At 72.4% G+C, this 22,644-nt stretch carries 23 protein-coding genes; 11 read left to right on the top strand and 12 right to left on the bottom strand.

Features of this window, described 5'->3' with window-relative positions; translation table 11 throughout:
- Positions 1 to 12: 12 nt before the first annotated feature.
- Positions 13 to 1,047 carry a cytochrome d ubiquinol oxidase subunit II gene (gene cydB / locus ACFC1K_RS07400; protein ID WP_375871065.1) on the top strand — a complete coding sequence of 345 codons (1,035 nt, stop codon included), beginning with the start codon at positions 13 to 15 and terminating at the stop codon, positions 1,045 to 1,047.
- A gap of 108 nt (positions 1,048 to 1,155) precedes the next feature.
- Here the strand turns inward: cydB and ACFC1K_RS07395 are convergent, their stop codons facing one another.
- Positions 1,156 to 2,445, bottom strand: coding sequence for an alpha/beta hydrolase (locus tag ACFC1K_RS07395; RefSeq protein WP_375871064.1), 1,290 nt, complete (start codon positions 2,443 to 2,445; stop codon positions 1,156 to 1,158).
- A gap of 89 nt (positions 2,446 to 2,534) precedes the next feature.
- On the opposite strand from ACFC1K_RS07395, the gene cydD reads away from it, so the two are divergent.
- Genes cydD through ACFC1K_RS07380 form a run of 3 tightly spaced genes read left to right on the top strand, consistent with a single transcriptional unit; the run spans position 2,535 to position 6,885 of the window.
- The gene (gene cydD / locus ACFC1K_RS07390; protein WP_375871063.1) at positions 2,535 to 4,229 is read left to right on the top strand and encodes a thiol reductant ABC exporter subunit CydD; all 1,695 of its coding nucleotides are present in this window, start codon (positions 2,535 to 2,537) and stop codon (positions 4,227 to 4,229) included.
- Positions 4,226 to 5,902, top strand: coding sequence for a thiol reductant ABC exporter subunit CydC (gene cydC, locus ACFC1K_RS07385; RefSeq protein ID WP_375871062.1), 1,677 nt, complete (start codon positions 4,226 to 4,228; stop codon positions 5,900 to 5,902). The genes cydD and cydC overlap by 4 nt, the downstream gene beginning before the upstream one ends.
- A gap of 38 nt (positions 5,903 to 5,940) precedes the next feature.
- Positions 5,941 to 6,885, top strand: a complete 945-nt coding sequence (locus ACFC1K_RS07380; RefSeq protein ID WP_375871061.1) for a capsular polysaccharide synthesis protein — start codon at positions 5,941 to 5,943, stop codon at positions 6,883 to 6,885.
- 10 nt (positions 6,886 to 6,895) lie between these two features.
- Here the strand turns inward: ACFC1K_RS07380 and ACFC1K_RS07375 are convergent, their stop codons facing one another.
- The 6 genes from ACFC1K_RS07375 to ACFC1K_RS07350 all read right to left on the bottom strand — a co-directional run bounded on the left by ACFC1K_RS07375 (position 6,896) and on the right by ACFC1K_RS07350 (position 12,368).
- Positions 6,896 to 8,446, bottom strand: coding sequence for an SDR family oxidoreductase (locus ACFC1K_RS07375; protein ID WP_375871060.1), 1,551 nt, complete (start codon positions 8,444 to 8,446; stop codon positions 6,896 to 6,898).
- Positions 8,447 to 8,627: 181 nt separating this feature from the next.
- The gene (locus ACFC1K_RS07370; protein ID WP_375871059.1) at positions 8,628 to 9,239 is read right to left on the bottom strand and encodes a GNAT family N-acetyltransferase; all 612 of its coding nucleotides are present in this window, start codon (positions 9,237 to 9,239) and stop codon (positions 8,628 to 8,630) included.
- Between the two features lie 16 nt (positions 9,240 to 9,255).
- The gene (locus tag ACFC1K_RS07365; protein ID WP_375871058.1) at positions 9,256 to 10,341 is read right to left on the bottom strand and encodes a sulfate/molybdate ABC transporter ATP-binding protein; all 1,086 of its coding nucleotides are present in this window, start codon (positions 10,339 to 10,341) and stop codon (positions 9,256 to 9,258) included.
- Complete coding sequence (locus tag ACFC1K_RS07360) at positions 10,338 to 11,171, bottom strand: ABC transporter permease (protein ID WP_310245172.1); 834 nt, start codon at positions 11,169 to 11,171, stop codon at positions 10,338 to 10,340. The genes ACFC1K_RS07365 and ACFC1K_RS07360 overlap by 4 nt, the downstream gene beginning before the upstream one ends.
- A complete protein-coding gene (gene modA, locus ACFC1K_RS07355; RefSeq protein ID WP_375871057.1) occupies positions 11,168 to 11,974 on the bottom strand; it encodes a molybdate ABC transporter substrate-binding protein in 807 nt (268 codons plus the stop codon). The genes ACFC1K_RS07360 and modA overlap by 4 nt, the downstream gene beginning before the upstream one ends.
- 1 nt (position 11,975) lies before the next feature.
- The gene (locus tag ACFC1K_RS07350; protein ID WP_375871056.1) at positions 11,976 to 12,368 is read right to left on the bottom strand and encodes a molybdopterin-binding protein; all 393 of its coding nucleotides are present in this window, start codon (positions 12,366 to 12,368) and stop codon (positions 11,976 to 11,978) included.
- Positions 12,369 to 12,518: 150 nt separating this feature from the next.
- On the opposite strand from ACFC1K_RS07350, the gene ACFC1K_RS07345 reads away from it, so the two are divergent.
- Complete coding sequence (locus ACFC1K_RS07345) at positions 12,519 to 12,881, top strand: MmcQ/YjbR family DNA-binding protein (RefSeq protein ID WP_310285032.1); 363 nt, start codon at positions 12,519 to 12,521, stop codon at positions 12,879 to 12,881.
- Positions 12,882 to 12,905: 24 nt separating this feature from the next.
- Here ACFC1K_RS07345 and ACFC1K_RS07340 read toward each other — a convergent pair whose 3' ends face one another.
- Positions 12,906 to 14,423, bottom strand: coding sequence for a YdiU family protein (locus ACFC1K_RS07340; protein ID WP_375871055.1), 1,518 nt, complete (start codon positions 14,421 to 14,423; stop codon positions 12,906 to 12,908).
- A gap of 280 nt (positions 14,424 to 14,703) precedes the next feature.
- On the opposite strand from ACFC1K_RS07340, the gene ACFC1K_RS07335 reads away from it, so the two are divergent.
- From ACFC1K_RS07335 to ACFC1K_RS07310, 6 genes are read left to right on the top strand one after another with little or no spacing between them, the layout of a single operon-like run.
- Entirely contained in the window at positions 14,704 to 15,837 is a 1,134-nt protein-coding gene (locus ACFC1K_RS07335; RefSeq protein WP_375871054.1) for a ThiF family adenylyltransferase, read from the top strand.
- A complete protein-coding gene (gene glp, locus ACFC1K_RS07330) occupies positions 15,834 to 17,078 on the top strand; it encodes a gephyrin-like molybdotransferase Glp (protein ID WP_375871053.1) in 1,245 nt (414 codons plus the stop codon). The genes ACFC1K_RS07335 and glp overlap by 4 nt, the downstream gene beginning before the upstream one ends.
- A complete protein-coding gene (moaC, locus tag ACFC1K_RS07325; protein WP_310285042.1) occupies positions 17,075 to 17,566 on the top strand; it encodes a cyclic pyranopterin monophosphate synthase MoaC in 492 nt (163 codons plus the stop codon). The genes glp and moaC overlap by 4 nt, the downstream gene beginning before the upstream one ends.
- Positions 17,563 to 18,189 carry a molybdenum cofactor guanylyltransferase gene (locus ACFC1K_RS07320; RefSeq protein WP_375871052.1) on the top strand — a complete coding sequence of 209 codons (627 nt, stop codon included), beginning with the start codon at positions 17,563 to 17,565 and terminating at the stop codon, positions 18,187 to 18,189. Before moaC ends, ACFC1K_RS07320 begins: the two co-directional genes overlap by 4 nt.
- Entirely contained in the window at positions 18,186 to 18,455 is a 270-nt protein-coding gene (locus ACFC1K_RS07315; protein ID WP_056369179.1) for a DUF6457 domain-containing protein, read from the top strand. The genes ACFC1K_RS07320 and ACFC1K_RS07315 overlap by 4 nt, the downstream gene beginning before the upstream one ends.
- A complete protein-coding gene (locus tag ACFC1K_RS07310) occupies positions 18,455 to 18,688 on the top strand; it encodes a MoaD/ThiS family protein (RefSeq protein ID WP_310285044.1) in 234 nt (77 codons plus the stop codon). Before ACFC1K_RS07315 ends, ACFC1K_RS07310 begins: the two co-directional genes overlap by 1 nt.
- A gap of 7 nt (positions 18,689 to 18,695) precedes the next feature.
- On the opposite strand, the gene ACFC1K_RS07305 is transcribed toward ACFC1K_RS07310, so the two are convergent.
- From ACFC1K_RS07305 to lepB, 4 genes are read right to left on the bottom strand one after another with little or no spacing between them, the layout of a single operon-like run.
- Positions 18,696 to 19,136 (bottom strand): molybdenum cofactor biosynthesis protein MoaE, encoded by a 441-nt coding sequence (locus tag ACFC1K_RS07305; RefSeq protein ID WP_375871051.1) that lies wholly within the window; start codon positions 19,134 to 19,136, stop codon positions 18,696 to 18,698.
- A complete protein-coding gene (locus ACFC1K_RS07300) occupies positions 19,136 to 19,615 on the bottom strand; it encodes a molybdenum cofactor biosynthesis protein B (protein WP_375871050.1) in 480 nt (159 codons plus the stop codon). Before ACFC1K_RS07300 ends, ACFC1K_RS07305 begins: the two co-directional genes overlap by 1 nt.
- A 28-nt stretch (positions 19,616 to 19,643) precedes the next feature.
- Entirely contained in the window at positions 19,644 to 22,091 is a 2,448-nt protein-coding gene (locus ACFC1K_RS07295) for an FdhF/YdeP family oxidoreductase (protein ID WP_375871049.1), read from the bottom strand.
- Positions 22,092 to 22,135: 44 nt separating this feature from the next.
- Positions 22,136 to 22,636: a signal peptidase I gene (gene lepB / locus ACFC1K_RS07290; protein ID WP_375871048.1), complete on the bottom strand. Its 501-nt coding sequence runs from the start codon at positions 22,634 to 22,636 to the stop codon at positions 22,136 to 22,138.
- Positions 22,637 to 22,644: the final 8 nt, after the last annotated feature.

Below are 22,644 nucleotides of genomic sequence, written 5' to 3'. Positions count from 1 at the left end.
CAGGAGCACATCATGGATCTCGCCTACCTCTGGTTCTGGATCGTCGGCTTCCTCTTCGTCGGCTACTTCGTGCTCGACGGGTTCGACTTCGGCGTCGGCATGTCGCTGCCGTTCCTCGGCAAGAACGACATCAGCCGCCGCCAGGTCATCAACACGATCGGCCCCGTGTGGGACCTCAACGAGACCTGGGTCATCGTCGCCGGCGCCTGTCTGTTCGCCGCGTTCCCCGAGTGGTACGCGACGCTCTTCAGCGGCTTCTACCTGGCGCTGCTGCTGATCCTGCTCGCGCTGATCCTGCGCGGCGTCTCGTTCGAGTACCGGCACCAGCGCGATTCGCTCCGCTGGAAGCGGGGCTTCGACACGATGATCGTGGTCGGCTCCGCGGTGCCGGCGTTCCTCTGGGGCGTCGCCGTCGCGAACATCGTGCAGGGTGTGCCGCTCGACGCGGACCACGAGTTCACCGGTTCGCTGCTGACCCTCCTCAACCCGTACGGCCTCCTGGGCGGCCTGACGACACTGCTGCTCTTCTTCACGCACGGCGTCTACTTCGTCGCGCTGAAGACCGACGGCCAGGTCGCGGCCGACGCACGCCGCCTGGCCGGGCGCGCCGGCCTCCTCACGATCGTCGTCGCCGCCGCGTTCCTGGTGTGGACCGTCGTCATGGCGTTCTCCGAAGGCCGCGACTTCGCGATGATCACGGCGATCCTGTCGGCCGTGGCGGCGGTGCTCCTCATCGCCTCGTGGATCTCGAACGCCCGCGGCCGCGAGGGATGGGCCTTCGGGTTCGGCGCCTTCACGATCGTGACGGCCGTGCTCGCGGTGTGGTTCGCTCTGTTCCCCTACGTGATGCCCTCGACCGGCGACCCGGCGGGCTCGCTCACGATCGAGAACGCCTCGAGCACCGACTACACGCTGACGATCATGTCGTGGGCGGCCCTCGTCTTCCTGCCGCTGGTGCTCGCCTACCAGGGCTGGACGTACTGGATCTTCCGCAAGCGCGTCACCCGCTCCCGTATCGAGAAGGCGGCCACGGCGCCCGCGCACTGAGGCAGATGGGAACCGGTCCCCACGGCCTCTCCACGCGCCGCTGGCGCGTCGCGCGGAGCCTCTGGCCGCGTGGGCCCAGCTGCGGGCCGCAGCATCCGGTTCCGTCACTCATTTCGCCGACAGCCCCAGAACCGGATACATCACGGTGAACCCCTCCTGCAGTCCACCCGTCAGCGCGTCGCCGACATGACCGGCCCCCGGAACCTCGTAGTACGTCACCGTCATCCCCACGGCCTGCGCCTCGCCGGAGACGTCCTTGGCCGCCTGGATGTAGGTCGGGTCCTGCGAACCGGCGGTGAAGACGGCGGTCATGCCGTCGTAGGTGCCCGCCGGCGCCGCCTGCATGATGGCGATGGGCTTGGCCGCCTCGAACGCCGCCGTGTCGCCGCCGTAGATCGTCGAGGTGACGCTGCCGGGGTCTTCCGAGCCCGGGAACGGCTCCCCAGAGATGTCGATGAGGTTCTTCCACTTGTCGGGGTACTTCGCGAGGTATTTCACGGCGCATCCGCCGCCGTTGGAGTAGCCGGCGATGACCCAGTACTTCGGGTCCTGGATGATGTGGAGATTCTGCGTGGCCCAGGCGACCACGTCCTTCGTGACGTAGGTCTCGGCATTGCCGTAGGCCTTCGAGTCGGCGCATGCGGGGTCGTTGCCGTCGGGTCCGAGCTGGTCGGGCACGACGACGATCGGGGCGAGTCCCTTGTTCTTCGCCGCGAAGTCGTCGAGCACGCCGGCGATGGCGCTCGGGTCGGGGTTGCCGGGGTGACCCATCATCATGATGACCAGCGGCAGGGCGGGCGCGTTCGGCACCAGCGCCGCCGGCGGCAGGTAGATGCCCGCGGCCCGGGCGTTGAAGCCCGACGCGGTCGCGGGGATCACCTGGGTGCCCTGCTGTCCCTTCGCGGGCATGTCGGCCGGGGGTGTGAAGGTCTCGTAGAGCGGTCCGGCATCGGGATCGGCTGTCGCGGTGTTGGTCGGCACGACGATCGGGTTGTCGTCGACGATGCCGAACACGCTCCCCAGCGTCGGGTTGAGCCCGTAGACCGCGTTGATGCCGATCCCGCCGGCGATCGCGAACACCACGATGCCGACGATCGCGACGATCTTGCGCCACAGCGGCGAGCGCCACAGGTTCGCGACCGCGAGGCCGATCGCGGCGAACGTCGCGGCCGCCCACCACAGCACCGGCATCGGCAACGGGTCGGCGCCGAACAGGTCGGTCGCGTCGATCAGGAGCCCGATCCCGAGGCCCACGAGCGCGCCCACCAGGAGCGCCAGGAGCGCAGTGAGCACCCATCGCGTCGTCGGCCTGCGGATGAGCAGCACCAGGAAGAACGCGAGCGCCACGGTGTAGACGATCCACGGCACCGGACCGTCGATGATCGGAATGCTCCACATGCGCCTCTGCCCCTTCGCGCGGTGCGACACACAGTAGCGGTCGCCACGCGGACGGCGACAGGCCACGACATAGGTAGGGTCGAAGAGGAATGAGTGAGACGGATGCCCCGCCTCGCGTGAACGGCAAGCCCGTCGACCCGCGGCTGCTGAGGTACGCGAGCGCCTCTCGCGGTTTCTTCGTCGCCATCGCCGCGATCGCGGCGGCGCAGACCGCGGTGATCGTCGCGTTCGCGTGGCTGCTGACGCGCGCCATCACCGGAGCCATCGACGGGATGCCGTCGGCCGAGCTCGCCGCGACGCTCGGCGCGCTCGCGATCACGGTCGCTCTCCGCGCCGTGCTGCTGTGGGCGCGCGAGGCCGTCGCCGCCCGCGCGGCCGCTCGGGTGCAGGGCCAGCTGCGCTCGGGGCTCGTCGAGGCGATCGGCGTGCTCGGACCCGAGTGGCTCGGCGCCCGCAACTCCGCCGCCCTCGCGGTGACCGCGGGCCGTGGCCTCGACGCGCTCGAGGCGTACTTCGGCCGCTACCTGCCGCAGCTCGTGCAGACCGTCGTCGCGACGCCGCTGATCCTCGCGGTGATGTGGTGGCAGGACTGGATCTCCGGGCTGACCGTACTGCTCACGCTCCCACTGATCCCCATCTTCATGGTTCTCATCGGCCTCGCCACGCGCTCGGTGCAGCACCGGCAGTGGCGCACGCTCCAGCGCCTCGCCTCGCGGTTCGCCGACACCGTGCAGGGGCTCTCGACGCTCAAGGTGTTCGGCCGGCAGCACCGGGCCGCAGCATCCATCGAACGGGTCACCGCCGAGTACCGCCGCGAGACGATGCGGGTGCTGCGGGTCTCGTTCCTGTCGGGGTTCGCGCTCGAGTTCCTCGCGTCGATCGCCGTCGCGATCGTCGCGGTGTCGATCGGCTTCCGGCTCATCGACGGAGCACTGACGCTCAGCGTGGGCCTCTTCGTGCTGCTGCTCGCACCCGAGGCGTACCTGCCCTTGCGCCAGGTCGGCGTGCAGTTCCACGCCGCGTCCGAGGGCGTCGCCGCGACCGACGACGTGTTCGACGTGCTGGATGCGGCCCGGGCCGTTTCTGCGGCGCCCCTCCCCCCGGTCGTCGAGCGAGTGAGGAACGAACGAGACGAAACGCCTGCACCCGGCGCACACCTCGTACTCGACGGCGTCCGCGTCACGCGCGGAGAACGGATGCTGCCGCCCGTCGACCTGACGGCGGGACCGGGCACCGTCACGCTCATCGAGGGGCCGAGCGGCGCCGGAAAGTCCAGCCTCTTCGCCGCGCTGCGCGGGGCCGCGATGTTCGACGGGGATGCCTCCTGGGGCGGCACCGACGTGCGCGCCCTCGCGCCGTCCGCATGGCTCGCATGGGCGGGCCAGCGGCCGGGGCTCCTCACCGGCAGCATCGCCGACAACGTCACGCTCGGCGACGCGGCACCCGACCCCGCTGCGATCCGGCGTGCCCTCGACCTCGCCTGCGCCGGCGCGCTCGACCCGGCGCAGGAGCTGGGCGTGCAGGGCGCGGGTCTGTCCGGCGGCCAGGCCCAGCGCGTCGCGGTCGCCCGTGCGTTCTACCGGCACCTGCGCGGGAACGCCCCGGTGATCGCGCTCGACGAACCCAGCTCGGCGCTCGATCCCGAGACGGAAGGCCGGCTGTGGCGAGGCATCCGTCTCCTCGCCGACGAGGGCGCGACGGTCCTGCTGATCTCGCACCGCACGTCGGCGCGCGCCATCGCCGACCACGTCGTACGGCTCGCGTCGAGCGAGGTGCTCGCATGACCGCGCAGGCCTCGACGTCAGGGGCGGTGCTGAGGGGCGCGATGCCTCCCGCGCGGCGGTTCTGGTGGGCTCTCGCCGCCGGCTTCGCGTCGGAGGCCTCGGCCGTCGCCCTCCTCGCGGTGAGCGCCTGGCTCATCGTGCGTGCGAGCGAGCAGCCGCCGGTGCTGTACCTGTCCGCCGCAGTCGTGGGCGTGCGCTTCTTCGCGATCTCGCGGGCCTCGTTCCGCTACCTCGAGCGACTCACCGGCCACGACGCCGCCCTGCGGCAGCTCGCCGCGACGCGCGCCGACCTCGTACGCCGACTCGTCCCCCTGGCCCCCGACGGGCTTGCCCGCACCCGCCGTGGCTCGGTGCTCGGAGCCCTCGTCGACGACGTCGACGAGCTGCAGAACCTCCCGCTGCGGGTGGTGCAGCCGCTCGTCTCGTCGGCGTTCGTCGCGCTCGGCGCCGTCGTGCTGGTGGCGTTCGTGTGGTGGCCGGCGGCACTGACCCTCCTCGCGTGCCTCGTGGTCGCCGCCGCCATCTCGACGCTGTGGGGATGGATGTCGGGCGCCCGCGCCGAGCGCGCCATCGCGCCGCTGCGCGCCCGCCTCGCCGACGCGGTGCTCGACCACATCGGCAGCCTCGACGTGCTCACGGCGTTCGGTGCCGAGGCGCAGAGCCGGGCGCGCATCGCCCGGGCCGACGCCGACCTGCGGCGCGCCGTCGTCCGCCGCTCGGGAGCGCAGGCCGGCACCGCCGCCCTGGTGTCGCTGCTCGCCGGTGCCGCGTCGATCGCCGCGGTGGTGGTCACCGCGCCGGGTGCCGCGTCGGGTTCCCTGACCGGCCCGTCGCTCGCGGTCGCCGTGCTCGTGCCGATGGCGGTGTTCGAGGTGTTCGCGTCCGTGCCGATGGCGGCGTCGGCGTGGCGGCAGGTGGGCGCGTCGGCCGAGCGCATCGCCGACTCGCTGCCGGAGGCCCCGCCCGCCGAGCTCGCTCCCGAGACCGTCGAGCCCACCGGCGACGCCCCGGCGCTCGGCGACGGCATCCGCCTGCAGGCCGCGAGCGTGCGGTGGCCCGACGCCGCCGAGCCCGCGCTGCACGAGGTCGAGCTCACCATCCGGCCCGGCGAGCGCGTCCTCGTCATGGGATCGAGCGGCGCCGGCAAGAGCACCCTCGCGCACGCGCTCGTGCGGTTCCTCGAGACCGAAGGCGGCTACGACGTCGGCGCCCGCTCGGTGCACGACCTCTCCCCCGACGACGTGCGGCTCACCGTCGGCCTGTGCGAGCAGCATCCGATGCTCTTCGACGAGGACATCCGTCAGAACCTGCTGTTCGCGCGCGACACCGCGACGGACGCCGAGCTCGAGGCCGCGCTCGATGGCGTCGGCCTCGCGCCGTGGCTGCGCGAGCGTGGGGGTCTCGGAGCGCGCGTCGGCGAGCGCGGCGCGCTCGTGTCAGGAGGGCAGGCGCAGCGGATCGCGCTCGCGCGGGCGCTCCTGCGAGGCTTCCCCGTGCTGGTGCTCGACGAGCCGACGGCGGGCGTCGACCCGGAGGCCTCCGATCGCCTGCTCACCGATCTGCTCGGCGCCGTCCGTGATGACCAGGCCGTGGTGCTGATCTCACATGTGGCGGTACCCGACGGCCAGGTCGACCGCGTCGTGCGGATCGAAGACGGACGCCTGGTCGCGTGATCCCGGTTCCCGTCGGCACCAGCGCATAGGCTCGCACCGTGAGCGACGGCATCCCGAACCCGCTGCAGGGGCTCGAGGCGCAGCTGCGACGCGCGGACAGGTTCCGCGACTCGGTCGACCCCGTCGCCGCGATCGCGGCCTACCGCACGTTCACCGACTTCCTGCGGCCGCGACTGCCCGAGCTGCGCGTGGCGGCGGGGCTCCCCGAACAGCCCGGCACCCGCCGGGACGGCCGCCTCATCGCCCAGAGCGACGGCGAGCGCGTCGACCCGTCCGCGCTCAATCTGTACACGTTCTGGAACACACCCCTCGACACCGCCCCACCGCTGGTGCAGGCGTGCGTCGGCGAGATGACGCGCCTGCACGCCGAGCTCCCGACGCCGCTGACGGTACTGGACGGCCGCTCCGCGCGGGAGCTCGTGGAGATCCCCGACGCGGTCGCCGACGCCCTCGAGGACGACCACCCTGCGCACTTCTCCGACTTCGTCCGCATCAGCGTGCTCGACCGGCTCGGCGGCATCTGGGTGGACGCGACATGCTGGGCGCCGGAGCCCCTGCCTGAGGCCGTGGCTCCTCTCCTCACCGCGGGCGCGCTCTACCCGCGCTGGACGCACCGGCAGATCGGCAACTGGTTCATCGCCGCCGTGCCCGCCACGCCGCTGATCCGGCTGCAGCGGCTCGCGCTCGAGGCGTGGTGGGAGCAGGACGGCGGGATCCCCGACTACTTCCTGTACCACCGCATCTTCGAGGTGCTCCTCGACCTCGTCCCCGAGTTCCACGGCCAGTGGGATGCTGCACCCACCCTGTCGAGCGCCGCGAGCCACCTTCTGCAGCTCGGGATGATGCAGCCCTGGGACCCCGATCCGCTCCGCTTCGTCGCCGGAGCCTCGATCGTGCAGAAGCTCAGCTACAAGTACGACGACGTGCCACCGGGTTCGGTGCTGGAGCGGCTGGTGTCGGGCGAACCGCTCCTCGTCGGCTGAACCGACAGGGTCACGGCTGGGCGGACTCCGCCGCGGCCTCCGCCGTCGCGGTGATGCGCCGCGCCATCCCGGCGAAGATGAACCCGTGGAACGGCACCACCGCGAGCCAGTACAGGCGCCCCGCCAGCCCGCGCGGGAAGAACACGGCGCGCTGATCGTAGCGTGAGCCGCCGCGGTCGCCATCGGGCGACGCCTTCAGTTCGAGCCACGCGAGCCCCGGCACCTTCATCTCGGCGCGGAGGCGCAGCATCCGTCCCGGGTCGAGAGCCTCCACGCGCCAGAAGTCGAGGGCGTCGCCGACGGCGAGCCGCCCCTTGCTGCGTCGTCCGCGCGCGAGTCCGATGCCGCCGACGAGCCGGTCCATCCATCCGCGGACCGCCCACAGCAAGGGCGACGAGTACCAGCCGTTCTCGCCGCCGATCCCCACGATCACCGCCCACAGCGCAGCGGGCGATGCGGGTGTGTGCGCGGTGCGCACGTCGGTGAACACGACGCGTCCCGCCCAGTCGGGGTCGTTCGGCAGCGGGTCGCTCGGCGCGCCCAGCACCTCGGCGTCCTGCCAGCTCGTCTCGATCGCGTCCGCTTCGACCCGGCCGAGCGCGAGCCGCACCGCCGTCCGGTACGGCGTGAGTCCGCCTTCGGGTGGCGGGATCAGGGCGTCGATCGCGCGGTCCTTGACGATGCACTCGTTCTGCAGGGACTCGACGAGCGGACGCGCGATCGAACGCGGAATCGGCGTGACGAGGTTCACCCAGTGCGAGGCGAGCCGGGGCGTCAGCACCGGCAGCGCCGCGATCGGCCGCTGCGGCAGCCCCGCCTCGACCGCGTAGCCGTTCATCATCTGGCCGTACCGCAGCACATCCGGGCCGCCGATGTCGACCGCCCGGTTCACGTCGGCGGGCAGACGCGCGGCGCCGAGCAGGTAGTGCAGCACGTCGCGCACCGCGATCGGCTGGATGCGATTGCGCACCCACTTCGGTGCCGGCATGTACGGGAGCACCTCGGTCAGGTGGCGCACCATCTCGAACGACGCCGACCCCGACCCGATCACGACGCCCGCCTGCAGCACGATCGTCGGCACGCCACTTTCCATCAAGGTCTCCCCCACCTCGACGCGCGACTCGAGGTGCGGCGACAGCGTCACGCCGTCCGGGTGCAGGCCCCCGAGATAGACGATCCGGCGCACCGACGCCTCAGCAGCCGCCCGCGACACCGTCTGGGCAGCACGACGATCGGCGTCAGCGAACGTCGCGCCGCCCGACATCGAGTGGACGAGGTAGTACAGCACGTCGACGTCCCGAACCGATTCGCCGACGGATGCCGCGTCGGTGGCGTCTCCGCGGACGATCTCGACGCGGTCGCCCCAGGGGAAGGCCGCGGCGCGGGCAGGGTCGCGCGCCAGCACGCGGACCTCGTACCCGGCGTTCAGCAGACGTGGCACCAGGCGTCCGCCGATGTAGCCGGTGGCCCCGAGCACGAGCGCGCGCGGCGCGGAGCCGTCCGCACGCGGCACAGCGGTCAGTTCCGGCTCGCGGCCGGTCGGCGCCGAGACATCGTCCACGCCCGCAGACTACGGGAGTGACCGAAGGGAGGCACGGGCTTGACGCCCGAGCGCGAACGCGCTCGCGTCCGTGTCACAGCGCCGGGCTCAAACGGCTGTACCGCCCCGATTTCGGGCGTCGCTGCGCGATCCGGCCCGGAGCTTTCACCAGCGACCCGGCGGCACGGCCGCCTCGTCGCCGTCAGAGGCGCGTCGCGAAGACCCGCGTGCCCTCCGGCGAGGGCAGCGGCTCGAACCCCACGCGCGGATAGAACGCGATGGCGCCGGTGTTGTCGGACGATGCAACGAGGTGGAGGCCGGGCGCGCCGGCCTCGCGGAGCGCCTCCTCGAGCGTCTCGATGAGGCGGCGGCCGAGCCCCTGCCCCTGGGTCTCGGGCAGCAGATCGATGTGGAGGTGCGCAGGGTACGCGTCCCCGAACGGCTGCGCGCCGCCGCGGCGCGCGTACGCGTAGCGGACGATGCCGTCCTGCCGGGAGACGCTCATCGGCAGCGGGTCCCCCTGCGGCTTCGGCCACCGCTCGGCGAACCGCGGCCACCACTCGGTCTCGAACCAGTGCTCGAAAGCGGCGGAGTCCGGCGCACCGACGACGTAGCCCACGACGCGCTCATCGTCCGTCTCGACGACGAACGCGAACTCGGGGTGACGCGCCGCGTACGGGAGCACGAAGATCTCGGCCCAGAGGTCGTCGTCGTCGAGCAGACCGGTGGCGTCGGCGCCGGCGTCCGCGGTCTTGAGGCAGATCTCGGCGAGGGCGGGCTCGTCACCCGGCCGGAAGGGGCGGATTCGCATCACCGGCCGAGTCTATGGCTCAGGCCTCGACGACGAAGCGCACGTCGGCCGGGTCCACCCGCAGCGTGATCGGATCCCCGGGTGCCAGCCCCGCCGCACGGTCGGCGGTCACGTCCACCGCGACGTCGGGTTCGGCGGTGCGCACCCGCACCCCCGCGGGCGTCTGCTCGAGCCGCACGATGTGCGCGGTCCACTCCCCCGCACCGCTCGGCGCCCCGTCGATGACCCGGACATCGCTCGGACGGAACACGGCAGCGGCAGGATGCTGCGCCCCCGCCGGTGCCGGCAGCACGAGGTTTCCCGCACGCCAGGCCGCAGCATCCACCGTTCCGACCACCCGGTTCAGCCCCGCCACCGCCGCGGCGAACCGGGTCGCCGGCGACGCGAGCACCTCACGCACGGGACCGGCCTGCGTGACGCGGCCGTCCTCGAGCACGACGAGGCGGCTCGCGAGCGCCACGGCGTCGACCGCGTCATGGGTCGCGACGACTGCGGTGGTTCCGGTCGCCGCGAGCTGCTGATGCAGGAGGGCGCGCACGTCGCCGGCAGTTTCGGTGTCGAGCGACGTCAGCGGCTCGTCGAGGAGGATCGCGGCGGGCGCCGTCGCGAGCGCACGGGCGAGTGCGACGCGCTGCTGCTGGCCCCCCGACAGCTGCGCGGGACGCCGCCCGCCGAGATCCTCGAGGCCGACGCGCCGGAGCCAGTCGACGGCTCCGTCCGCGGCGGCGGCTTTGGTCGCGCCGTGCACGCGCAGCCCGAACGCGACGTTGTCGCGCGCGCTGAGGTGCGGGAACAGACGCGGATCCTGGCCGAGCAGCACCACCCCGCGCGACGCGGGGGGTGTCCGGCGTGCGGGTGACTCGTCGAGCGTGCGACCCCCGAGACGTACGTGACCTTCGTCGAAACCCGTCAGCCCCGCGAGCACCCCGAGCAGCGTCGACTTGCCGGCGCCGCTCGGACCCATGAGGGCGACCACCGATCCGCCCGGCACCTGCAGGACGGCATCGAGGGCGAACCCGCCGCGACGCACGAGCACGCGGGCGTCGAGCCCCGCTGCGGCGCCGGGCCCGGCATCCCGTCCTCGCTCCGATACGACCGCGCTCATCGCGGCGCCTCCGCTCGCCAGGCGCGCACGAGGAGCAGCACGCCGACGGCGGTCACGAGCAGCAGCAGTGACAGCGCGACGGCTGTGCCCTGTGAGACGCCCGCGCCGTTGAAGGCGGTGTAGATCGCGAGCGGCATGGTCTGAGTCACGCCGGGCGCGTTGCCGGCGAACAGCGCCGTCGCACCGAACTCGCCGATCGCGCGCGCGAAGCACAGCACGATGCCGGCGACCAGGCCCGGGGCGGCGAGCGGGAGCGTCACGCGGGCGAGGATCGTCCAGCGCCCCGCCCCGAGGCCGGCCGCCGCCTGCTCGAAGCCGACGCCGGTAGACCGCAGCGCGCCCTCGAGTGCGAGCACCAGGAAGGGCAGCGCGACGAAGGTCTGCGCCATCACGACGGCGGTGGTCGTGAACGGGATGCGGATGCCCCACTCCGCGAGGATGCCGCCGAGCCAGCTGGTGCGGCCGAAGAGGAACAGCATCGCCACACCGCCGACCATGGGCGGCAGCACGAGCGGCACCGTCACCAGGGCGCGCAGCACGGCTGCCGTGCGCACGGTGCTCCGGGCGATGAGGAGCGCGAGCGGAACCCCCAGCACGACGCACACCACGGTGGCCGCCGCGCCGGTCGCGAGCGAGAGTCCCAGGGCCGAGAGCGCCTCGGGCGAGGTGACGTCGCTCCACAGCGTCCCCCACTCGACCCGCAGCACGAGTGCGCCCAGCGGCAGGATGAGCAGTGCGAGCCCGATCACCGCGGGCACGGCGAGCACCCGCGGCACGAACCCCGCGCGCTCCTCGCGCGCGGGCGCGTGCGCCGCTTCGGTGGTGGTCACGGCGCCCCGAAGCCGAGGGCCGCGAGCACCTCCTGCCCCTTGTCGCCCAGCAGGAACGCGACGAACGCGTCGGCGACGTCGGGGTCCGCCGCGGCGGAGAGAGCCACGATCGGGTAGCGGTTCACGACGTCGTCGGCGCCGTCGACCTCGATCGCGTCGACGTCGTCGGTGGTCGCCGCATCCGTCACGTAGACGAGTCCCGCATCGGCTTCACCGGTGGCGACCTTGGTGAGCACCGCCGTCACGTTCTGCTCGTAACTGTCGACGCTCGCCGTGACGCCGGCGTTCGAGAGCAGCGTCGCAGACGCCGCCCCGCACGGCACCTCGATGGCGCACAGCACGACGGTGAGATCGGGGTTCGCGAGGTCGTCCAGGCTCTCCACGCCGCCGGGGTTGTCGGCGGGGACCACGAGCACGAGCGTATTGGTCGCGAACAGCTGCGGACCCGACGCGAGGCCTTCGTCGACGACCTTCTGCATGTTCTTCTCGTCCGCCGACGCGAACACGTCGACCGGAGCGCCCTCGATGATCTGGGTCGCGAGGGTCGACGAGCCGTCGTACGTGATCGGCTGGACATCGACGGACGGATGCTGCGCCTCGAACTCCGTCGCCAGTTCATCGAACGCCGCCTTCAGCGATGCCGCCGCGTACACCGTGAGGTCGCCGGCGAGCTCGGGCTCGGCCGAAGTCGTCGGCGCGGACGTCGCCGCCGGATCCTGATCGGCGCCGGTGGCGCAGCCGGTGAGCACCAGTGCGAGCGAGGCGAGGACGACGGAGGTAAGCAGAAGCGCGGAGCGCGGCATGTCAGCCTTTCGGGGTTTCGACGATGACGTTCGTGGCTTTGACCACGGCGACGGCCAGGGAGCCAGGTTCGAGAGCGAGCTCGCGCACGGCCTCGGACGACATGAGCGAGACCACGCGGTGCGGTCCGGACTGGATGTCGACCTGCGCCATGACGCCGTCGATCTGCACACGCGTGACGAGCCCGACGAACCGATTGCGGGCGCTGGAGAGCACGTCGGCCGGATCCTTAGGCGCCGCGGCCAGCCCGACCGCGTGCGCCGCGAGTGCGTCGCCGGGGATCTCGATCGGCGATGCCCCGGTCGTCGGCAGCGTCCCCGCGTCGACCCACCGCCGCACGGTGTCGTCGCTCACGCCGAGAAGGCGCGCTGCTTCGGCGATCTTGTAGCTGCTCACACCCTCACGCTAGCACCGCAGATGCGTGCATATCTGTTCGGCATCGCCGCACATGCGGACACCCCTGTCACGGGGTTGGCGCGGAAAGGGTCCCGACCGGCGTTCAGCCGGAGGCTCGCCTGCGGAGGAGCGAGCGAGGATACTGAGGGCGTGACGCCCGAGGAGATCCGCGCCTACTGCGCCGCGAAGTGGGGAGCGTGGGAGGACGTGCCCTGGGAGGACGACCCGGTCTTCAAGGTGGGTCCGGGCGAACGCGGCAAGATCTTCGTCTTCCTCGGCGATGGCAGCTCGATCGGCGTCAAGGCGGCGACGACCCGTGACGAGGCAGACGACTGGCTGACGCGCTATCCGGACGACGCGAGCGTCGCGGCCTATATCGGTCGCTCCGGCTGGAACCGGCTCAGGACCGGCGGCGGCATTCCCGATGACGAGCTTCGCGAGGCGATCGACCGATCCTACGAACTCGTGGTCGCCGGACTGCCGAAGAAGTACCGCGGTCCGGACGCCGAGTAGTCCCCAGCAGGGTCGAGCCCGAGGTCACGTGCCGCAGAAGGTGCGGTGCCGGGCCGTGCCGTCGGGCGCCGGCCGCGCGAAGCGGCGGTACTCGCTCCCAGATCGCTCGGTGTAGGGGTCGCGCACCAGGTCGCGCAGCCGCTCGAAGGGCGCGAGATCCCCGTCCGTCGCTGCCTGCAGCGCCTCCTCGACGATGTGGTTGCGGGCGATGTACAGCGGGTTCGTCGCCCGGATGAGGGCGGCGTCCGGCGCCAGCGCCGACCATCGGACGAGCCACGCGTCCAGCGCGGCGACCGGGCCGAGGAAGCGATCACGCAGCGGCTGTTGATCGTGCTCCGCGGCCGCCGCGAGATCGCGCCAGAACCCGGTGAAGTCCACCCCGTGGTCGGCGAGCAGGTCGAGGGCGCCCTGGGCGAGCTCGGCGGCGAATTGCGCGTCGATCCGATCGTCGAGGCCGAGCTTCTGCCGGAACGCTGCGGTCCAGTGCGACCGATAGCGCGCGTCGAACGCGTCGACGATCTCCGCGGCGACGAGAGTCCCGGCAGCGGGATCGTCCGCAAGCAGCGGCGCGAGGGCCTCACCCAGCCGCTCGAGGTTCCACCGCATGATCGAGGGCTGCCTGTCGTAGGCGTAGCGGCCGAATTCGTCGATGGAGCTGAAGTACGCACCGGGTTCGTACGCGTCGAGGAAGGCGCAGGGTCCGTAGTCGATGGTCTCCGCGGACACCAGCACGTTGTCGGTGCTGAGCACGCCGTGCACGAAGCCGGTGCGCATCCAGTCGGCGGTGAGGGCCGCGACCGCGTCCACGATCCCGTCGAGCAGTGCACGATAGGGATGATCGGCCTCGGCCGCCGCCGGGTGGTGGCGCGCGATGACGTGATCCGCGAGCCGGCGCAGCAGCGCGAGGTCCCCCTGCGCTCGCACGTATTCGAACGAGCCGAACCGCACATGGCTGGCCGCGGTGCGCGTGAGGACGGCGCCGGGCAGCACGCGATCATCATGGTCGCGAGGAGCACCGGTGGCGACCACGGCGAGCGCCCGTGTGGTGGGAACCCGCAGCGCGTGCATCGCCTCGGTCATGAGGAACTCGCGAAGCATCGGCCCGACGACGGCGAACCCGTCGACGCGCGACATCGACGTGGGGCCGATCCCCTTCACGTGCACGTCGCGTAGGCGTCCGCCGCGGTCACGCCGCTCACCGAGGAGCGCCGCGCGACCGTCGCCGAGGATCGGTTTGTAGACGCCCCACTGATGGCCCGCGTATACCTGGGCCACGGGGGTGGACCCCGACGCGAGCGACTCACCGGTCAGGAAGCGGACCCCTTCGGACGACCGCAGGTAGTCGAGATCGAGGCCGAGCTCGAGGGCGACGTCATCGTTCAGGACGAGCACCCGCGGCTGCGGCGTCCGGACGGGGGCGACCGGGCGGGAGAGCTCCGGAAGAGCCTCGGCCCAGACTCGTTCCAGCACGGGCGGCTCTCGCGGGTCGTCGGGCGTAACCGCCCGGCCTGTCCGCGCTACGAGACCCACCACGTCACCCATGCACGCAGGCTAGGCCGGACGCCCATCCCCTGCGCCGGAACATGACGTCCTGCGGCCTCGTGCGTCGCCCCATGACGTGCTTGTCTCAGCGCCCGCTACGACAGCTGGCCGCAGATGTCGTAGTGCGCCCGGACGAGCTGAGGATCGTGAAGTTGGACTGCGCATCCGTCGCGGAGACCACCTGGCCGACGTGCAAGGTCGTCGAGGCGACCGGCGAACGGCAGATCGGAGCCGCCGAACGACCGGCCTTCGGCGGCACGGGCGCGGCTAGCCTGAGGGCATGGCATTTCCCCCGCTCGTCGAGCCGGTCGCCGAGCTGACCGACGCCGAACGCACGCGCACCGCACGTCACCGTGTGCTATCCGGCTTCGGCGAGATCGCCCAGCGTCGGCTCGCCGCGGCGCACGTCGCCGTCGTCGGGGCCGGTGGCCTCGGCTCTCCCGTCGTGCTCGCCCTCGCGGCCGCGGGGGTCGGCACCATCACCGTGATCGACGACGACCTGGTCGAGGCATCCAATCTCCAGCGCCAGGTCATGCATCGGGTGGGCGATGTGGGGGCGCCGAAGGTCGACTCGGCGGTGCGCATCGCCGCAGACCTCTCACCCACCACCGTGGTGCGTCCGGTGCGTGCGCTGCTCACGCCCGACAACGCCGCGGAGCTCCTGTCGGGCGCTCACGTCGTCGTCGACGGCACCGACACGTTCGAGACGCGCGAGGCTGTCGCCGTGGCGTGCGAGCAGCTCGGCGTGCCGCTCGTCTGGGGCGTCGTGCAGGAGTTCCACGCGCAGGTCACCGTCTTCTGGTCGGCTCCGCCCGCGGGAGAGCGACCGGTCAGACTCGCGGATCTGTACCCGCCGGACGCCGGGCGCGAAGCCCCGTCGTGCGCACAGGTCGGCGTGCTCGGCTCCCTGTGTCTGCAGGTCGGCTCACTCCTTGCGACCGAGACCGTGAAGCTGATCACCGGGGTCGGCGACCCGCTCTTGGGCCGCGTGCTCGTGATCGACGCGCTCCGCGGTCGCACCGACGAGGTGCCGCTGCGGCCGGCGTCGGGTGGGACCTCGGCTGCAACCGCGGTCCCCTCATCGATCCGAGGCAATGCGGCACCGCGTCCCGCGATCCCGCAGCTCTCCCCCGCGGAGGCGATGGCCGCCCAGCGCGCCGGCTCGGTGCTGCTCGACGTGCGCGAGCCCTTCGAGACCGAGCGGGGGGTCATCCCGGGTTCGGTGCTGCTGCCCCTCGGCGACGTGCTCGCCGACCCGTCGCGGGTCGGGGCGCCGGCGGTGGTCGTCGTCTGCCAGGTGGGCATGCGCGCGCAGCGCGCAGCGGCGGCCCTGCGTGACGCCGGGGTCGAGGCATCCGTCCTCGCCGGCGGCATCGACGCGTACAGCCGTGACATCAGCGCGGTGCACGCGTGAGCGGGCTCCGCGCCGTCGAGGAGCAGCTCGCCGACGTGCTGGCCGCCGCCCAGCCGCTGCCCGCTGAACGCATTCCTCTCACGGACGCCCACGGCCGCACGCTCAGCGAACCGGTGCGGGCGGCCGTCGACATCCCCGTCTTCGACAACTCCGCGATGGACGGCTTCGCCGTGCGCTTCACGGATGTCATGGATGCCGCCCCCGACGCTCCGGTGACGCTCCAGGTCGTCGCCGACCTGCCTGCCGGGACCGCCGCCGACCCGTCGCTCGCGCCCGGTGAGGCCGCCCGCATCATGACGGGATCGCCCGTCCCTTCCGACGCCGATGCGATCGTGCCCTTCGAGGACACGGCCGGCGGACTCGCCGACTCGCTCGGGTCGATCTCGGTGCTGCGAGCGCCGCGCGCCGTCGGTGCACATATCCGCCGCGCGGGAGAAGACGCCCTGACCGGCGACGAGGTGCTCCCCGCGGGGGTCGTACTCGGCGCGCTGCAGGTCGCGGCCGTCGCGGCGTGCGGCGTGGCGGAGGTGGCGGTCTCGCGGCGACCGCGTGTGGCTGTCATCTCGACCGGCAGCGAGCTCGTCGAGCCCGGGGCGCCGCTGCGCCGCGGGCAGATCCCCGAGTCGAACAGCGTGCTGCTCGCCGCCCTCGCCACCGACGCGGGCGCCGACGTCGTGCGGCGCGCGAGCGTTCCCGACGAGCCGGGCGACCTCGATGCGGTGCTGGCCGAGGTGACCGATCCGCGGTCACCGCGGCCGGCCGACGTCGTCGTCTTCTCCGGCGGCGTGAGCGCGGGCGCGTACGAGGTCGTCAAGACGACGCTCGCGAGCACGATGACGTTCTCGAAGGTCGCGATGCAGCCCGGCAAGCCGCAGGGCTTCGGCCGCCTGCCCTCGGGCGCGCTGCTGTTCGGTCTGCCCGGCAACCCGGTCAGCGCCGCCGTGTCGTTCGAGGTCTTCGTGCGGCCCGCCCTGCTGCTCATGCAGGGTCGGCTCGTGCGGGACGACCGCGTTCTCACGCTGCCCGCGGCCGCCGGTTGGCGAACGCCGCCCGGGCGGCGGCAGTACCTTCCCGTCACCATCGACCGCACCGATCCCCGCGCGTGGCGCGTGACCCCCGCGACCTCCGGCGGATCCCACCTCGCCGGCGGACTCGGTCGCGCCGAGGCGTACGCCATCGTGCCGGCGGAGGTCGACGCCGTCGCAGCAGGCGACCTCGTCGATGTCATGCTGATCTCATGAGCACCGAGCAGCCGACGTTCACGCACCTCGACGAAGCGGGACACGCCCGCATGGTTGACGTGACGCTCAAGCAGCCGACGGTGCGCTCCGCCACTGCGCGCGGGTTCGTCCGGTGCGCCGCCGACGTCGTCGCCGCGCTGCGTGACGGCGCGGTGCCGAAGGGCGACGTGCTCGCCGTCGCGCGCATCTCGGGGATCCAGGCCGCCAAGCGCACCCCCGAGCTCCTGCCCCTCGCGCACGTCATCGGCGTGCACGGCGCCACGGTCGACCTCGCGATCGTCGACGACGGGGTGGACATCGAGGCGACCGTACGCACCGCCGACCGCACGGGCGTCGAGATGGAGGCGCTCACCGCTGTCTCGGTCGCCGCGCTCGCGGTCGTCGACATGGTGAAGGGCCTCGACAAGGGCACCTCGATCGAGAACGTGCGCATCGTGACGAAGACCGGTGGCAAGAGCGGCGACTGGCACCGCCCGGGCGAGGCATGACTCCGACTCGTGGCGGCCTTGGCGCGATCTTGCTGGCCGGCGGCCGCGCGTCCCGCGTCGACGGCGCGGCGAAGCCGCTGTTCGATGTGGGCGGGCGCACTCTCTTGGCGGCGGCGGTGACGGCGGCGACGGATGCTGCCGCCCGGCCGCTCACCGTGGTGGCCCCGGTCCTCGACGAGACGCTGCCGGTCGACTGGGTGCGCGAGGACCCGCCGTTCACCGGACCGGCAGCTGCCGTCGTCGCCGCCCTCGCCTCCTGGCCGGAGCAGGACGACCCGGCGTGGACGCTGCTGCTCGCCTGCGACCTTCCCGGCATCGGCGCCGCCGTGCCCAGGCTCGTCGGCGACATCCCACTTCTCCCCTCCGACAGCGACGGCGTCTGCCTCGCCGACGCGACGAGCCGGCCGCAGTGGCTGATCGGCGCCTACCGCACGGGCGCGCTGCGGGCCGCAGCATCCGTCCTTCCCGATGCCGGTCGAGACGCCCCCGTCCGCGCGCTGCTCGACGATCTCGCGATCACGGTCGTCGCCGCGCCCGACGACCTGACCCGCGACGTCGACACGTGGGAGGATCTGAAGGAGGCCCGAAGGCGGGCCGAGCACGGACCGGAGGAGCCGTCATGAGCGAGCAGTCCCGCACCCTTCCGCCCGAGGCCCTCGACGCGTGGGCCGACGCGCTGCGCGAGCGGTTCGACCTCGCGCCGGAAGAGCTTCCCGTGGCGTTGATCCTCGATCTGGCACGCGACGTCGCGCTCGGAGTCGCACGCCCGGCCGCCCCCTTCAGCGCGTTCGCCGCCGGACTCGTCGCGGGTCGCGCGGGCGGCTCGCCCGAAGACACGGCGGCCGCCGTCGCCGCGATCACGGCCATGGCGAACGAGTGGGAGGTCTAGTGGCCGTCGTCCGATACTTCGCCGCCGCACAGGAGGCGACCGGCCTCGACACCGAACGCCGCTCCGAGACCACGCTGGGCGCGCTGCGCGACGCCGTGTCGGCGGCGTACCCGGGCCTCGGCGGGATCCTCCCCCGCTGCGCCGTGCTCGTCGGCGGTTCGCGCGTCGACGACGACACCCCTCTCAGCGCCGACGAGCTCGTCGACGTCCTGCCGCCCTTCGCCGGCGGCTGACCCCCGCTCAGCCGCCGAGGCCGAGCCAGGTCGCGGTGCCGTCGGACTCGACCTGGCGCTTCCACACCGGGAGGTCGGTCTTGATCGCCTCGATGAGGGTGCGGCAGACCTCGAAGGCCTCCGCCCGGTGCGCCGAGGCGACCGCGATCACGACGGCGGCATCGCCGACCTGCAGGGTTCCGATCCGGTGCGACACCGCGACCAGCGCTCCGGTCGAGCCGATGGCGGCCGCCGCCAGCCGCGAGAGCGTCGCCGCGGCGTCGGGGTGAGCGGAGTACTCGAGGGCGACGACGGCGGTGGCGGCATCCGGATCGTGATCGCGCACGCGCCCCACGAACGTCGTAACGGCGCCCATGTGCGCGTCGTCGACGGCGCGAAGGTGAGCGTCGAGGTCGAGCGGCTCGGCGCTGATCGCCGCCATGCGGACGGCATCGGTCGACACGGCCATCAGTGGTCGCTCCCGCCGAGCTGGTCGAGCACGTGGCGGGCGACCGAGACCACGACGGGCATGCCGGATGCCACGCCCCCGGGCGATCCCGGAAGGTTCACCACGAGTACCCCGTGGGGGTCGACGACGCCGGCCACTCCGCGCGTGAGCATGCCCACGGGCTTCTCGGCGGCACCGCGGCGACGCAGTTCCTCGGAGATACCGGGGATCTGGCGGGTCACCACGCGCGCGGTGCCCTCGGGCGTCTGATCGCGCGGCGAAACCCCCGTCCCGCCGGTCGTGATGATGAGCTTGACGCCCGCGACCACCTCCGCAGTGAGGGCGCGCTCGACGCTGTCGGCGCCGTCGGGAACGACGACGGCATCTGCACAGTCGAAGCCTGCCTCGCGGAGCGCGGCGACGGCGAGCGGTCCGCTCTCATCCGCCCGCGAGCCCGCGGCCGAGCGGTCCGACACAGTGACGACAGCGGCTCGGGTCATGCGTCCAGCCTAGGCGCGGGCGCGCAGATCACGCGCGGCGCTCGAGCCGCACGATCACCGACTTCGACGTGGGTGTGCCCGAGACGTCGGCGACCGAGTCGAGGGGTACCAGCACGTTCGTCTCGGGATAGTACGCGGCGGCGTTCCCCCGCGGCGTGCGGTAGGCGACGATGCGGAACTCCTCCGCCCGGCGCTCCTCGATCGTGCCGTCCGGGCGCGTCCACTCCGAAACGAGATCGACGACGTCGTTCTCCGCGAACCCGAGCGACACGATGTCCTTAGCGTTCACGAGCACCACGCGCCGGCCGCCGTGGATGCCGCGGTACCGGTCGTCCTTGCCGTAGATCGTGGTGTTGTACTGGTCGTGCGAGCGCAGGGTCTGCAGCAGAACCCGACCGCGCGGGATCACCGGATACTCCAGCCGGTTCACCGTGAACCGCGCCTTGCCGTCGACAGTCGCGAAACGGCGCGCGTCGCGCGGGCCGTTCGGCAGGTGCAGCGTACGCCCCTTGTCGATGCGCTCCTCGTAGTCGTCGAAGCCCGGCACGACCCGCTCGATGTGCGAGCGGATGAGCGCGTAGTCGGCCTCGAGCGCCGCCCAGTCCGCCTGCGGGACGTTGGACGGATGCTGCACCCCGGCCGGATCCGGACGCTCGGCCTCCGCCGCGCCGTGCTCGGGAAGCCCGTGGTCGGAGGCGGGGTCAGGGTGTGCGCCGCGTTCGGGGCGTTTCGTCTCGCTCGTTCCTCGCTCGCTCAACGAACGGGGGGCGAAGACCAGGCCGCTCAGCCGCGCCACGATCGCCACCTCGCTGAGGAGCTCTTCCGAGGGCGGAACGAGACGGCCGCGCGAGGAGTGGACCGCGCCCATCGAGTCCTCCACCGTGACCCGCTGCTCGCGACCGCCGCGACGGTCGCGGTCGGTGCGCCCGAGCGTCGGGAGGATGAGCGCGCGGTGGCCGGTGACCACGTGCGAACGGTTGAGCTTCGTCGACACGTGGACGGTGAGCCCCACCCGCGCCATCCCGGCCTCGACGACGGCGGTGTCGGGGGTGGCGGAGACGAAGTTGCCGCCCATGCTCATGAAGAACCGCACGCGGCCGTCGCGCATCGCCCGGATCGCCTGGACCGTGTCGAAGCCGTGCTCGCGCGGAGCGGCGAAGCCGAACTCGGCGTCGAGCGCGTCGAGGAACGTCGTCGACGGCTTCTCGTAGATGCCCACGGTGCGATCACCCTGCACGTTCGAGTGCCCTCGCACCGGGCAGACGCCCGCGCCGGGTCGCCCGATGTTGCCCTGCAGCAGCAGCACGTTGACGATGTCGCGCAGCGTGGCCACCGAATGCTTGTGCTGGGTCAGTCCCATCGCCCAGCAGACGATCGTGGCCTTCGACGTGCGCACGGCCTCGCCGACCCGGCGCAGCGCCTTCTCGGGGAGGCCCGTGGCGGCGACGAGGTCGCGCCACGCAGCATCCGCCATCGCCTGACGGTAGGCGTCGAAACCGCTCGTGTGCTCCGCGATGAACTCGTGGTCGAGCACACTCCCCCGCTCCGCCTCGGCTTCGAGGAGGTGCTTGCCGATGGCCTGGAACAGCGCCTGGTCGCCGCCGAGCCGGATCTGCACGAACTCGTCGGCGAGCTTCGTGCCGCCGAAGGCGACGCCCCGCACCGTCTGCGGGTTCTCGAACCGCATGAGGCCCGCTTCAGGGAGCGGATTCACCGCGATGATCGTCGCGCCGCGCTGCTTGGCCTTCTCGAGGGCCGACAGCATGCGGGGGTGGTTCGTGCCGGGGTTCTGGCCGGCGACGATCAGCAGGTCGGCCTCGTGGACGTCCTCGATCGACACGGTTCCCTTGCCGATGCCGATCGTCTCGGTGAGCGCCGAGCCCGACGACTCGTGGCACATGTTCGAGCAGTCAGGGAGGTTGTTCGTGCCGAGCCCGCGCACGAACAGCTGGTAGAGGAACGCCGCCTCGTTCGAGGTGCGACCCGAGGTGTAGAAGACAGCCTCGTCGGGGTCGTCGAGGGCCCTGAGCTCGTCGGCGACGAGGGCGAGCGCGTCGTCCCACGAGATCGGGCGGTAGTGCGTCGCGTCCTCCTCGAGCACCATCGGGTGCGTCAGGCGCCCCTGCTGCCCGAGCCACCAATCGTCGTGGGCGCGCAGCTCGTCGAGCGAGTGCGCCGCGAAGAACTCCGGACCGACGCGGCGCAGCGTCGCCTCCTCGGCGACCGCCTTCGCGCCGTTCTCGCAGAACTCCGCGATGTGGCGCTTGTCCTCCTCCGGCCACGCGCAGCCGGGACAGTCGAAGCCGTCCTTCTGGTTGACGCGCATCAGCGTCTGAACCGAGCGCGCGACGCCCATCTGCTCGTTCGCGATCTCGAGCGCGTGCAGCACGGCCGGCACGCCCACCGCGACCTTCTTGGGTCGCTTCGCGCGCACGCGGGTCTCGTCGATGTCCGCTGTCGGAGGCTTCGTCGCCATGTCTCCAGGCTATGCCTCGCGCGGCTCTCGAGGGCCGTGCGGGATCAGCCACCCCACCAGAGACCCACCGTCCCCCGGAGGTCGCCGAGCGGCACGGCGCCCTGGCCGGGCTCGGACACCGAGAGGCGCGAGTCCGCCGAGCCGGCGCGGTTGTCGCCCATGACCCAGACGGCCCCCTCGGGCACGGTGACGCGGAACGGGATGCCGCCACCCGGGCGCACCTCGCCGGCGTACGGCTCGTCGAGGGGGTCATCGTTGACGAGCAGCCGACCGCTGCCCGCTTCGCAGCAGACCACGACGTCCCCGCCGACGCCGACGATCCGCTTCACGATGAGCGTGTCGGGCGTGCCCGACCAGGCCTCGCGGTCGACGAGGAGGACGACGTCGCCGCGGGCGGGCGCGCTCCACCGATCGAACACGACGGTGGCGCCGCTGTGCAGGGTCGGGCTCATCGAGTCGTTGCGGACGGTCGCGACCCCGAAGGCGGCGGCGACCACGAGCGCGGAGACGACGGGAGCCGCAACCGCTCCGATGGCCACGAGCATGCCCCGCC

It is taken from the genome of Microbacterium sp. NPDC056057 (assembly GCF_042266945.1).
GTDB lineage: Bacteria > Actinomycetota > Actinomycetes > Actinomycetales > Microbacteriaceae > Microbacterium > Microbacterium trichothecenolyticum_C.
This window is presented reverse-complemented; position numbering and strand designations above follow the sequence as displayed.

Bases quoted from the DNA above. Each gene is read 5' to 3' on its own strand.
- ACFC1K_RS07295 (WP_375871049.1), bottom strand. From the start codon at position 22,091: ATGGCGACGAAGCCTCCGACAGCGGACATCGACGAGACCCGCGTGCGC.
- ACFC1K_RS07340 (WP_375871055.1), bottom strand. From the start codon at position 14,423: ATGGGTGACGTGGTGGGTCTCGTAGCGCGGACAGGCCGGGCGGTTACG.
- moaC (WP_310285042.1), top strand. From the start codon at position 17,075: ATGAGCACCGAGCAGCCGACGTTCACGCACCTCGACGAAGCGGGACAC.
- lepB (WP_375871048.1), bottom strand. From the start codon at position 22,636: ATGCTCGTGGCCATCGGAGCGGTTGCGGCTCCCGTCGTCTCCGCGCTC.
- ACFC1K_RS07300 (WP_375871050.1), bottom strand. From the start codon at position 19,615: ATGACCCGAGCCGCTGTCGTCACTGTGTCGGACCGCTCGGCCGCGGGC.
- cydC (WP_375871062.1), top strand. From the start codon at position 4,226: ATGACCGCGCAGGCCTCGACGTCAGGGGCGGTGCTGAGGGGCGCGATG.
- cydB (WP_375871065.1), top strand. From the start codon at position 13: ATGGATCTCGCCTACCTCTGGTTCTGGATCGTCGGCTTCCTCTTCGTC.
- ACFC1K_RS07335 (WP_375871054.1), top strand. From the start codon at position 14,704: ATGGCATTTCCCCCGCTCGTCGAGCCGGTCGCCGAGCTGACCGACGCC.
- modA (WP_375871057.1), bottom strand. From the start codon at position 11,974: ATGCCGCGCTCCGCGCTTCTGCTTACCTCCGTCGTCCTCGCCTCGCTC.
- ACFC1K_RS07315 (WP_056369179.1), top strand. From the start codon at position 18,186: ATGAGCGAGCAGTCCCGCACCCTTCCGCCCGAGGCCCTCGACGCGTGG.
- ACFC1K_RS07365 (WP_375871058.1), bottom strand. From the start codon at position 10,341: ATGAGCGCGGTCGTATCGGAGCGAGGACGGGATGCCGGGCCCGGCGCC.
- cydD (WP_375871063.1), top strand. From the start codon at position 2,535: ATGAGTGAGACGGATGCCCCGCCTCGCGTGAACGGCAAGCCCGTCGAC.
- ACFC1K_RS07305 (WP_375871051.1), bottom strand. From the start codon at position 19,136: ATGGCCGTGTCGACCGATGCCGTCCGCATGGCGGCGATCAGCGCCGAG.
- ACFC1K_RS07395 (WP_375871064.1), bottom strand. From the start codon at position 2,445: ATGTGGAGCATTCCGATCATCGACGGTCCGGTGCCGTGGATCGTCTAC.
- ACFC1K_RS07320 (WP_375871052.1), top strand. From the start codon at position 17,563: ATGACTCCGACTCGTGGCGGCCTTGGCGCGATCTTGCTGGCCGGCGGC.